This is a genomic window from Mycobacterium sp. UM_Kg1 (genome assembly GCF_000972925.1).
Classification (GTDB): Bacteria; Actinomycetota; Actinomycetes; order Mycobacteriales; family Mycobacteriaceae; genus Mycobacterium; species Mycobacterium hiberniae.
In genome coordinates this window covers 1-11,569 of the sequence record NZ_JRMK01000121.1, presented here as the reverse complement: position 1 = coordinate 11,569, position 11,569 = coordinate 1, and the positions used below count along the sequence as shown (strand labels likewise).

Sequence of the window (11,569 nt, the reverse complement as noted above, 5' to 3'; positions counted from 1 at the left end):
TCTACAGCTTCCCCGGTGACCCCGTCGACGACTACACGTCCACCTCCATCCTCGGTACGTTCTGGGGACACGTCATGTATCTGGGGCTCACCCCCGAACAGGTCGCCGACCATACGGCCACCGCCGACGGCTTGATCACCAACATCGGCATCTCCGGTGACATCGACCAGTTCAGCGCCTGGATCACCGCGTTGGGCAACGGGTTGATCGACAGCGGCTGGTGGGTCAGCATGTTCAACTCGATCGTGGAAATGGTCTATGCCGGCTTCGGCAGGATCGAAGACTTCTTCACCGACTGGATGGGCATCGACTGGGGTGGTGTCGAGGACACTCTCGACTACTGGTTCCCGTTGGTCTGATCCGAGCAGGGCTCAATCGGCCGACCTTGACAACGTACAACCAAATGGTTGTACGATTGGCGGGTGATCACGCTCGACGACGACAAGGTGGACGCCCTGTTCCACGCACTTGCCGACCGCACCCGGCGGGACATCATGCGCCGGGTTCTGGCCGGCGAGCACTCGGTTTCGGAACTCGCGGTGAGCTACGAGATGAGCTTTGCCGCGGTGCAAAAACACGTCGCCGTGTTGGAGAAGTCGGGCCTGCTCACCAAGCGCCGCAGCGGCCGTGAGCAGTTGGCCCGCGGTGACGTCGCCGCGGTGCGCTCGGTGGCGTCCATGCTCACCGAGTTGGAACAGGTGTGGCGTGGTCGCATCGCGCGTATCGACGAACTCATCTCATCCGAAGAGAGCTAGGAGCACGCACCATGCCTGTGATCGACGTCCAACACGACCTCGAGACCCTGACCTTGACCATCACCGCCGACTTCGCCGCGCCGGTGCAACGAATCTGGCAGATCTACGCCGACCCGCGGCAGCTGGAAAAGGTTTGGGGGCCGCCGACATTTCCCGCGACCGTGGTTGACCACGACCTCGCTCCCGGCGGCCGCACGAACTACTTCATGACCGGCCCGGACGGTGAGAAGTACGCAGGATACTGGCAGATCATTTCCGTCGACGAGCCGCGGAGCTTCACCTTCGACGACGGCTTCGCCGATCTGGACTTCAACCCGGATCCGCAGATGCCGACCTCCAGGAACGTCTACACCTTCACCGAGCACGAGGGTGGAACCCGCGCGACATACGTGGGGACATATGCCTCCGCCGAGGATCTGCAGAAGGTGTTGGACATGGGTGTCGTCGAGGGCGCGACCTCGGCGCTGAATCAGATCGACACCGTGGTCGCCTCGGTGAATTGACGCGGTGACGCCGGCCGGCGCGTTTGAGCGGGCGCCGGGGCGGCAATTCCAGGTCTTCGGGCGGCTATACCTGGCCGCAAGGACGGCAAGGACCCCGCTATGGCCTTCGACCTCACGCCGACAGCAGCGCAGCATGATCTGGCGCGCCGTGCCCATCAATTCGCCGAGTCGGTCATCCGGCCGGTCGCCCTGGGCTACGACCAGCGCCAGGAGTTTCCGTGGCCGGTTCTGCAGGAGGCGGCCACCCGCGGCTTCTACAGCCCGCTGTTCTACCGGGATCTGATCGGCGACGCGACGGGACTGTCGCTGCCGATGTTCATGGAAGAACTGTTCTGGGGCTGCGCCGGGATCGGTCTGGCGATCGTGATGCCGGCGTTGGCGCTTTCGGCGATCGGGCAGGCCGCCACACCCGAGCAGATGTTGCAGTGGGCACCCGAATGCTTTGGTACGCCAGGAGATCTCAAGCTCGCGGCGCTGGCGATCTCCGAACCCGAAGGCGGCAGTGATGTGCGCAATCTGCGCACCACGGCGCGCCGCGACGGCGACGACTGGATCATCGACGGGCACAAGATGTGGATCGGCAACGGCGGCATCGCCAATGTGCATGTGGTCAACGCCGTCGTCGACCCGGAACTGGGCCACCGGGGGCAGGCCTTGTTCGTCGTCCCCGGCGGCGTGCCCGGTCTGGAAATGGTGCGCAAACTCGACAAGCTGGGTTGCCGGGCCTCCCACACCGCCGAACTGCGGTTCGACGGGGTTCGTATTCCGGCCGAAAACCTGCTCGGCGGGCAGGACAAGCTGGATCACAAACTGGCCAGGGCCCGAGAAATCGCCGCCGGGGCGCTGCGGCCAGACTCGGCGACCCTGAGCACCTTCGAGCAGACCCGGCCGATGGTGGCTGCGCAGGCGATCGGGATCGCGCGTGCCGCACTGGAATACGCGACCGATTACGCCACCCGCCGCCAGGCCTTCGGCGGCCCGATCATCGACAACCAGGGCATCGCCTTCCCGCTGGCCGAGCTCGCCACCGCGGTCGACGCCGCGCGGCTGCTGACCTGGCGGGCGTCATGGATGGCGGCCAGCGGCATCGAATTCTCCCGCGGTGAGGGATCGATGGCCAAGCTGGCAGCCAGCGAGACCGCGGTGCGCGTCACCGAGCGCGCCGTGCAGACCCTGGGCGGATGGGGCTACATCAACGACCACCCGGTGGGCAAATGGTACCGAGACGCCAAGCTGTACACCATCTTCGAGGGAACCAGCGAGATTCAGCAGATGGTGATAGCTCAAGCGCTGGGCGCGTCGGTGGGCGCACCGCCCCTGCACGTCGAGATCGAACCGTCGGGCGGACCGTTGAACCGGATGTTCGGCCGAGGCACGCCGCTGCGCACCCGGGCGGCGGCCGGCGCGCTGGCGATGCAGCACCGGATCCCCGCGCCGGTGCTGCGGGCAGCCATGAAAGTGCTGCAGCCACCGAAATGAATCGGCTATCGGCGGCCTGCTGACGGCAGCGGTCGAAACACCTGCAGGGCGCGATAGCAGACGGTGAAATCTGCTTGACTGCAATCGGTGTCGACCTCGCCGTCATGCGCGATCGGCACCGGTCCCTCGACGGCGGTGAAGCGGAACTGCGGGACCCGCAGCTCGTGATAGAGCCGGCTGCGCTGCAGCCGGCCGGTCAGCAACGCGCCCAGGACTCGCAGGGTGGACCATCGGCGCCCGGCTTCCAGGATGCGCACGTCCAACAACCCGTCGTCCATCCGTTGCCGCACCGCCGGGGCGAAGCCGTCGGGCTGGTAGGACGAGTTGCCGAGAAAGAACAGCGACGTCTGCACGGTCTGGTCGTCGAAGGCGATACGTACGGGCTGCTCGCGGCGCAACGTCATCAGCATGGCGTACGCGCTGGCCATCGGCTTGCCGAGCTTGCCCTGCAACCGCTCTCGACGCCGGACGAAGCTGGGATAGGCGCCGATGCTGGCGGTGTTGATCACGGTGGTTTCGGAGTTGAAGCGCACCACGTCCACGCGTGAGAGGCTGCCCTCGGCGATGGCCCGAATGGTTTTGGCGGTGGTGTCGCAGCCGATGTCGCGGGCGAAGTGGTTCAACGTGCCCCCGGGAAACACCGCCAGCGGCATGTCGCGTTCTACCGCCACGTGAGCGGCTGTGGCGACCGACCCGTCACCGCCGGCGATCGCGAGCACCTCCGCGGTGTCGGCGGCGTGCCGCAACGACTCCGCCAAGTCGTCGCAGGAGTTCACCTCGACGATGGACAGGGCCGGCAGGGCTTCGCGCACCTGCGCTGCGACCTTGGCGGCGCGCCCGCCGCCCGACTCGGGATTGACCACCAACGTCACGCCGGCTCCGTCGGGCCGCCCGGCGCAGGGAACACGCAGCGCGGTGGCGCGCTGTGTCGGCGGGGCCGCTATCGGCGGCACCAGCTTTGCCCCCAGCACCGCGATCGAGGCGCCGATACCGAACCCGGCCAGCACATCACCGGGGTAGTGGGCCCCGGTGGCGATCCGGGACAGCCCGACCAGCGCGGCCAGCCCGGCCACCGGTAGACCCAACAGGGAATTCTCCAGGCCGACCCCGATGGCGAACGCCGCCGCGCTCGCCGCGTGCCCGGAGGGCAGCGAGTTCGACCGGGGGCGCCGGCGGGCCCGCCGCAGCAGGGGCACCAACAGAATGTTCGGGCGCTCCCGCGGCTGGATGCGTTTGATCACCTGGTTGGTCACCAGGCTGGTGAGCGCCAGGCTGACCACGCCGCGGGCGGCGGCGCGCTGGGTGGCCGGGCCACCGGCCACCGACATGGCTGCGGCCAGCGCCAGCCACAGTTTGGAGTGGTCGGCGGCGCGGGTCAGCGGGGGCATGGTGGTGTCGAGCAGTCTGCTCGGCGAATGTGCGATCGCCTCGAACACCTCGGCGTCGAGTTCGGCGAGACCCTCGGTGATCTGTTCGAGGCCCGAACGGCGGCGGGGAAACGGCGTCATCGCTGGCTCGGCCACGGCAGTGCTCCTGGGGTCTGAGGGGCGCCGTCGCCGGCGTTGTACCGGGAGCCCTATACCCATTTGGCGATCGAGCAACTCACCCGATGCTCGCCGACCGGGGCGGGGGAGCTCAGCTGCGCACGGTGATCAGTCGGGCGGCGGCTTCGACAGCGGCGGCCCGGCGTGCGGCGACGGTGGCCGCGTCGTCGGTGGCGGCGTTGGGGTCCAACCAGGTGGCCCAGGCCATCCCGATGCCGAAAAGCATGACCAGCAGCTCATCGGGATCCCAGTGGGGATCGACGTGGCCGTCGGCCTGAGCGGCGGCGATGACGGCGGATCCGATTGCCGGCAACTTGTCGGGGTCGGGCGGGATGAGTTCAAGCTGCTCCAGCCGTGCCCAGGTGATCATGCGGATGTGTTCGGGATGGGTGCGGGCGAGATCGTAGATGTCGCCGACGAACTCGGGCAGCGCTTCCGGTCTTGGGACGACGGCGCCCAGAAACTGCGCGGTGTCGGCGGCGACGACTTCGCGGAACAGGTTCTCCTTATCCCCGAAGTGGGCGTAGAGCCGCTCCTTGCTCGCCCGGGCCTCCTTGGCCACCCGGTCGATGCGGGCGCCGGCGAGGCCGTACCGGGCAAACTCTGCGCGAGCAGCGGCGAAGATCTCGTCGCGTAATTCCGCTCGGTTGCGCATCGAGGGAATCCTAGCCAGCGGTGCGGCGTCGAGGGCCGTCGAGACGACGTGCAGGGAGCCCGGTCACGATGCCGGCCGAGCAGCTGATCGCCACGCCAGTGGGTTGAGCGAACGGTAGGGGTCGGCGGCACGGATGTTCTGCAGGTCGAGCAGATCGGCCTCCAACTGGGCGGCGGTGTCGTCTCTGACCTGACTGATCCAAGCGTCCGGACTGATGTCCGCGGGCCGCGCGGTGCTGATCGCCGGTCCGAAGCGCAGGTACATCCGTTGCGCGCGGGGCAGCAGGGTGGGGCCGACACCGCGCAGCAGCGGCATGGCCATGTCGGGCCGCCCGTCCATGCGTCGACTGATCCACTCGCTGGCCCGGCCGTAGAGCCCGTCGCGGGTGGTCATGCTGGTGTAGAGGTCGTCCCCGCCGACGAGTGCGGCGGTCACGATCGGGTACTGGTGCTCGATGGCAACCCGGGCGAACCCGTAGCGGTTCTCCCAGCGCAGCTGATACTGCTCGCCTTTGAATTTCGAGATCTCCCGGCCCCCGCCCGGGAACACCAGAATCGGCTCATTGGCCGCCATGAGTTCGGCGGCGGCCTCGGGAGACCCGATGACGGCACCGTAGGCGGCCAACAGGTCCGCCTGGAACTTGCCGCCCTTGCCGAACTGGCGGTCCGCCAGGGCGCGCACCTGCTTTCCGAGGGCCTGACGAACGAAATAAGGGATCAGGATAATTTCGGCGGCCGCGACTTGGGTGTGGTTGCCGACGAGCAGGAAGCGTCCATCGGCCGGCAGGTTCTCCAGACCCTCGACGTAGGGCTGATAGAGGCTCATGACCGGTTCGAGGCTGTCGGCCGTGGCCGACAGCACCGTCCGCAGCAGCCGCTCCCGGGGGGTGCGCGGCGAGCGCTGGGCGAGCTCTTCGGGCGAATCGATCACGGCGGAACCGGTCATCTGCGTGCGGTCCTTTCTGGGTCCGGGCGGGAAGTCTGGTAGGCCGGCGTCCCGTAGGGACCAGAATAGCACAATGCCAAACGAACTAGTTTGTCTGGAAAGTGGCGGCGGGGAGGCGCCGGCGCGGGAGCGGTCCGTGAGAAAATCGCATCGTTTTCCCGGCTTGTGCGCGTGGACAGCTCTGCGCCGCCCGCAATCCAATCCGGTGATCGAGAGGAACCTACTGTGAACGAGCGACCTGGCGCCGTACTGGAGCAACGCAGCGGGCCCGGCGGTAGCCCCGCCCTGGGGTGGCGCGCCACCACCACGCCGGCGGCATTTGCTCCCGACGACATCGCCGACATCGTCGGCAATGTGCGCCACCCCGTTCATGTGGTGCGCGAGACGGCCACCGGGATGCTGGGCCTGGCGCTGGACGGCGCGGTTGTCGGTGCCGGCGAATCGGAATTGTCGCTGGTGGGAACACTGCCTCCGATTTACCCCGAGTGGCTCGGCGACCGCGAGTTCTGCGAGGCGCACGGGGTTCGCTTCCCCTATGTGACCGGAGCCATGGCGAACGGCATCGCGACGCCGGCGCTGGTCATCGCGATGGCCGAAGCCGGAATGATGGGCATGTTCGGCGCGGGCGGGCTCTCCTACGAAGCGGTGGAACGCGGACTCGATGAAATCCAGGCCGCCCTGGCCGGCCGGCCGGGCCTGGCCTGGGGCGCCAACCTGATCCACTCACCCAACGAGGTCTCGCTTGAGACCCGCGTCGCGGAACTGTTCATCCAGCGCCGAGTGCCCGTCATCGAGGCCTCAGCCTTCATGAAGCTGACGCCCGCGGTGGTGCACTGCGCGCTGGCCGGCCTGGACACCGACCCGGCCGGCAACATCGTGCGGCGCAACCATGTGATGGCCAAGGTTTCCCGGCCCGAGGTGGCGCGCATGTTCATGCAACCGGCGCCGGCGGCGCTGGTCTCCGCGCTGGTGGCGTCCGGAAAGCTGACCGAACGGGAAGCCGAACTGGCCCAGTATGTGCCGGTTGCCGAGGACATCACCGTCGAGTCCGACAGCGGCGGGCACACCGACAACCGGCCGTTGCCGGCGCTGTTCTCCGAAATCGTCATGCTTCGCGATGAGCTGGCCCGGCAGCACCCGCTGCACCGCAGGGTGCGGGTGGGCGCCGCCGGCGGCCTGGGCGCCCCGCAGGCGGTGGCCGGGGCCTTCGCGATGGGTGCGGCCTATGTCCTGACCGGGACGGTCAACCAGGCCTGCGTGGAGTCCGGCCTGTCTCCCGCCGGGCGCGCCATGCTGGCCAAGGCGGGCATCGCCGACGTGATGATGGCTCCCGCGTCCGACATGTTCGAAATGGGCGTCAACCTGCAGGTGCTCAAGCGGGGAACGATGTTCGCTCCGCGCGGCAAGAAGCTCTACGAGTGGTACGCCGGCAATCCCGACCTGGCCAGCGTGGTCGCCAAGCACGGTCCGGAGCTGGAGAAGATCCTGGGCGCCACGGTCGCCGAGGTGTGGGAGGACACCCAGCGGTACTGGCAGCAGCGTGACCCGGCGGTGCTGGAGCTGGCGTCACGGGATCCGAAGTATCAGATGGCGCTGGTCTTCCGCTGGTACCTGGGGCAGTCCAGCCGGTGGGCGATCAGCGGCATCCCCGAGCGGGCGCTGGACTACCAGATCTGGTGCGGCCCGGCCATGGGCGCCTTCAACAGCTGGGTGGCGGGCAGCTACCTGGAGCCGTGCGAGAACCGCCAGGCGGTGCAGGTCGCGCTCAACCTCCTCGAGGGGGCGGCCCAGGTGAGCCGCGCCAGTGCCGCGCGTGCCTGCGGCGTGCCTGTTCCGGCCAAGGCCTTCGCCTTCGCCCCGCGTCCGTTGGCTCTGTGATGCACAGCCACCGATGCGACGCTTCCCCGGCTGGCCAACCGGTGGGGTTAACAGCGGCACGTTTGGGCAGATGACTGTAGCCTATGCGTCGGCCCAGGTCAGCACGCATCCTGTGTGAGACCTGCGACTCTCTGATAGGGTCCCGGCAACGCTTGCCCATCGGGGACGATCAGTGAACTCCTACCTGTGACTCACGTCACTGATGGCAGAACATAGGCATTCGATGCTTTGCATCAAAGCCCTCGTTAAGGAGATCTGTGGAAGCCAAACACCCACCTGTCGCAGTTGTCGGCGTCAGCGCACTGTTTCCCGGGTCTCCCGAGGCCGAGCGGTTCTGGCGCAACATCGTCGAGGGTGCCGACCTGTTCTCCGACGTGCCGGAGTCGCACTGGCGCGTCGAGGACTACTTCGACGCCGACCCGCGCACGCCGGACAAGGTCTACGCCAGCCGCGGCGGGTTCTTGCCGCCCGTCGACTTCGCGCCGATGGATTTCGGCATCCCGCCCAACGTGGTGCCCGCGACCGACACCGCCCAGCTGCTGGCCCTGAGGGTCGCGCAGCAGGTTCTGGAGGACTACGCCGGCGGCGACATCTCCAGCATCAACCGGGACCGCGTCAGCGTGGTCCTGGGCTCCTCGGGCGGCACCGAGATGTCCGGCTACATGAGCGGCCGGCTGCACCGCCCGGTCTGGGAGCGGGGACTGCGCGCCGCCGGGCTCTCCGACGACGAGCTGGCCGCCTTCAGTGAGAGCGTGGCCGCCGGTTACACCCCCTGGCAGGAGAACACCTTCCCGGGCCTGCTCGGCAACGTCATCGCCGGCCGCATCGCCAACCGCTTCGACCTGGGCGGCACGAACTGCGTCGTCGACGCCGCGTGCGCCAGCTCCCTGGCGGCGATCGAGATCGCCCTGCACGAGCTGTATCTGCGCGAGGCCGACATGGTGATCGCCGGAGGCGTCGACGCCTTCAACGACATCTTCATGTTCATGTGCTTTGCCAAGGTCACCGCCCTGTCACGCACTGGTGACTGCCGCCCGTTCTCCGACCAGTCCGACGGGACTATGCTCGGCGAGGGCCTGTCGATGCTGGCGCTCAAGCGCCTGGACGACGCGGAACGCGACGGCGACCGCATCTACGCCGTGATCCGCGGCATCGGCACCTCCTCGGACGGTCGGGCCAAGAGCATCTACGCCCCGAGCCCCGACGGTCAGGCCAAGGCCCTGCGCCGTGCCTACCAGGCCGCCGGGTACGGACCGGAGACGGTCGGACTGGTCGAAGCCCACGGCACCGGCACCAAGGCCGGCGACGTCGCCGAGTTCTCCGCGCTGCGCCAGGTGTTCGACGAGTCCGGCCGCGCCGACCGTCAGTGGTGCGCCGTCGGCTCGGTCAAGTCCCAGGTCGGTCACACCAAGGGCGCAGCGGGCGCCTGCGGCCTGTTCAAGACCGTGATGGCACTGCATCACAAGGTGCTGCCCCCCACCATCAAGGTCGACCGGCCCAACCCGGGCCTGGAGATCGAATCGTCGCCGTTCTACCTGTCGACGCAGACCAAGCCCTGGATCGCCGACCAGAACGTGCCGCGGCGGGCATCGGTCAGCGCGTTCGGCTTCGGCGGCACCAACTTCCACATCACCCTCGAGGAGTACACCGGCGCCGGCAAGCACGCACCGCGCTTCCGGTCCTGGGACTCCGAACTGGTCATCCTGGGGGCGGACTCCGCGGCGGCGCTGTCGGCACAGGCCGCGGAGCTGGCCGCATCCCTGGTCGACTCCCCGGACATGCTGAGCTACCTGGCGCAGAGCACCCAGGCGGCATACGACGCCACCCGCCCGCACCGGCTGGCCGTCGTCGCCGACAGCGTGGAGAACCTGCGGACCATGCTCGGCGAAGCCGCGGGCAAGCTGCAGGAACCCGGCGCCCAAGCGTTCAGCTCGCCGAAGGGCTACTACTACTCGTGCCGGCAGGCCGGCCCCGTCGCGTTGCTGTTTCCCGGCCAGGGCAGCCAGTACGTCGGTATGGGCGCGGACATCCCGCAGCTCTTCGAGTCGGCACTGGCGCCGTGGGAGCTCGCGCGCGCCGGGCTGCTCAACGCCGACCGCGACCTCCACGAGGTGGTCTGGCCCAAGACGGCGTTCACCGACGACGAGCGGACCGCGCAGGCCGCCGAGCTGACCAAGACCGAATGGGCCCAGCCGGGCATCGGCGCCCACAGCCTGAGCCTGCTGTCTATCGTCCGCTCGCTGGGCATCGCGCCGGTCGCGGTCGGCGGGCACAGCTTCGGTGAGGTCAGCGCCCTGTGTGCGGCGGGCGTCATCAGTGACGACGTCGCGCTGCTGATCGCCCGCGCGCGGGGTGCGCTGATGGCCCAGGCCGCCGCCAGCAGCGATGGCGCCATGTGCGCGGTGACCGCCCCCGCCGACCAGGTCGCCCGGCTGCTCGGCGAGTGGGGGCTGCCGGTGGTCATCGCCAACCACAACGCCCCCAACCAGGTGGTGCTCTCTGGCGACAGCGCGGCGATCGCCGATGCCGCGCAGCGTTTCAGCGCCGCGGGCATCAACGCGCGGCTGCTGGATGTGGCAACCGCCTTCCACTCCGAGATCGTCAGCGCCGCGGCCACCCCGTTCGCCGCGTATCTCGCGGGCATTCCGTTCGGGGTACCGCAGGTGCCGGTCTACGCCAATGCGACGGCCGCGCCGTACGCCGGCAGCGCCGAGCAGATGCAGGCCACCCTGGCCAACCAGATCGCGCAGCCGGTGCGGTTCGTCGAACAGATCCAGGCCATGTGGTCCGCCGGCGCCCGCACCTTCGTCGAGGTCGGCCCCGGCCAGGTGCTCACCAACCTCGTCGGCAAATGCCTGTCCGGCCAAGAGCATGTCGCGGTCTCGCTGGATGCCAAGGGCCGCAACGGGATCCGCTCACTGTGGATGGGCCTGGCCCAGCTCGTGGCCGCCGGCGTCCCGATGAACTTCGGAGCCCTGTGGGCGGACTATCGTCTCGGCGACGACCCGCGGACCCGGCCGGTGCCCAAGCTGACCCTCAAGCTCAACGGCACCAACTTCGGCCGACCCGAGATCACCGACGAGCCGGTGCGCCGAGCCGTCGAGAAACCCTCCCCCCGTAGTGACCACAACGGCCACGCGACCGTATCGGAGCACATCATGACACCAGCTGACCCGACCGTTCCCGCGGCGAACGGTTTGCCGGCACAGGTCCCACCGCACGTTCCGGTGCCGGTTCAGGCGGCGCAGGTCCCCATGGTCACGTCGCCGCTGATGTCCGGCCCCGGCGCCGAGATGGTGACGCACATGGTCGGTGCGCTGGGCAGCATGCAGCAGACCATCGCCCACCTGCAGGGCCTGCTGCAGACGCTGGTCTCCAGTACCGGAATCGCGCCGGTCGCACCGCTGGCCTATCCCGCCGCGCCCGCGGTGGTGCCGCCGCAGCCGGTGCCCGCCGTCGCGGCGGCGCCTGCTCCGCCGGCTGCCCCGGCCCACGCGGCGCCCACGATGCCGGCACCACCGCCCGCACCGGCTGCCCCGGCCGCGAACGGCGCTTCGGTGATGCCCGCGGCGCCCACGGTCCACAACGGCACCGCGACGGCGCCCCCGGTTGCTGCGCCGGCTCCGATGCCCGCGCCGCCCACAGCGCCGGCGTTCCGCAACGGCGCCCCGCCGGTGCCGGCTCCCCCCGTTGCACCGGCCCCGGTTGCGCCGGCAGCGGTCGCGCCGGTGGCTGCGGCTGCGGGCGTGGATCTGGTCGGGGACATGTTGGCGGTGGTTGCCGACAAGACCGGCTATCCGGTGGAGATGC

At 69.0% G+C, this 11,569-nt stretch carries 8 protein-coding genes and 1 pseudogene; 6 read left to right on the top strand and 3 right to left on the bottom strand.

Going from position 1 to position 11,569, the window contains the following annotated elements:
* The 4 genes and pseudogenes from LI92_RS16560 to LI92_RS16545 form a co-directional block, all read left to right on the top strand.
* Positions 1-359 (top strand): annotated as a pseudogene (locus LI92_RS16560) (PE-PPE domain-containing protein); the annotation flags it as partial.
* Positions 360-422: 63 nt separating this feature from the next.
* On the top strand, positions 423-755 hold the full coding sequence (locus LI92_RS16555) for an ArsR/SmtB family transcription factor (protein ID WP_046320711.1): 333 nt from the start codon (positions 423-425) through the stop codon (positions 753-755).
* Between the two features lie 11 nt (positions 756-766).
* A complete protein-coding gene (locus LI92_RS16550) occupies positions 767-1,258 on the top strand; it encodes an SRPBCC family protein (RefSeq protein WP_046320704.1) in 492 nt (163 codons plus the stop codon).
* 99 nt (positions 1,259-1,357) lie between these two features.
* Positions 1,358-2,737: an acyl-CoA dehydrogenase family protein gene (locus LI92_RS16545; protein WP_046320701.1), complete on the top strand. Its 1,380-nt coding sequence runs from the start codon at positions 1,358-1,360 to the stop codon at positions 2,735-2,737.
* 5 nt (positions 2,738-2,742) lie between these two features.
* On the opposite strand, the gene LI92_RS16540 is transcribed toward LI92_RS16545, so the two are convergent.
* The 3 genes from LI92_RS16540 to LI92_RS16530 all read right to left on the bottom strand — a co-directional run bounded on the left by LI92_RS16540 (position 2,743) and on the right by LI92_RS16530 (position 5,881).
* Positions 2,743-4,245, bottom strand: coding sequence for a bifunctional phosphatase PAP2/diacylglycerol kinase family protein (locus LI92_RS16540; RefSeq protein ID WP_046320700.1), 1,503 nt, complete (start codon positions 4,243-4,245; stop codon positions 2,743-2,745).
* A gap of 127 nt (positions 4,246-4,372) precedes the next feature.
* Positions 4,373-4,936, bottom strand: coding sequence for a TetR/AcrR family transcriptional regulator (locus LI92_RS16535; RefSeq protein WP_046320698.1), 564 nt, complete (start codon positions 4,934-4,936; stop codon positions 4,373-4,375).
* 63 nt (positions 4,937-4,999) lie between these two features.
* The gene (locus LI92_RS16530) at positions 5,000-5,881 is read right to left on the bottom strand and encodes a lysophospholipid acyltransferase family protein (RefSeq protein WP_046320697.1); all 882 of its coding nucleotides are present in this window, start codon (positions 5,879-5,881) and stop codon (positions 5,000-5,002) included.
* A gap of 225 nt (positions 5,882-6,106) precedes the next feature.
* Between LI92_RS16530 and LI92_RS16525 the strand changes: the two genes are divergently transcribed.
* The gene (locus LI92_RS16525; RefSeq protein ID WP_082109761.1) at positions 6,107-7,759 is read left to right on the top strand and encodes a PfaD family polyunsaturated fatty acid/polyketide biosynthesis protein; all 1,653 of its coding nucleotides are present in this window, start codon (positions 6,107-6,109) and stop codon (positions 7,757-7,759) included.
* Positions 7,760-8,016: 257 nt separating this feature from the next.
* The coding region (locus LI92_RS16520; RefSeq protein WP_152665513.1) for a type I polyketide synthase at positions 8,017-11,569 on the top strand (3,553 nt) is incomplete at its 3' end.

Coding starts and splice junctions, on each gene's coding strand:
- LI92_RS16550 (WP_046320704.1), top strand. CDS start 767: ATGCCTGTGATCGACGTCCAACACGACCTCGAGACCCTGACCTTGACC.
- LI92_RS16545 (WP_046320701.1), top strand. CDS start 1,358: ATGGCCTTCGACCTCACGCCGACAGCAGCGCAGCATGATCTGGCGCGC.
- LI92_RS16540 (WP_046320700.1), bottom strand. CDS start 4,245: ATGACGCCGTTTCCCCGCCGCCGTTCGGGCCTCGAACAGATCACCGAG.
- LI92_RS16535 (WP_046320698.1), bottom strand. CDS start 4,936: ATGCGCAACCGAGCGGAATTACGCGACGAGATCTTCGCCGCTGCTCGC.
- LI92_RS16530 (WP_046320697.1), bottom strand. CDS start 5,881: ATGACCGGTTCCGCCGTGATCGATTCGCCCGAAGAGCTCGCCCAGCGC.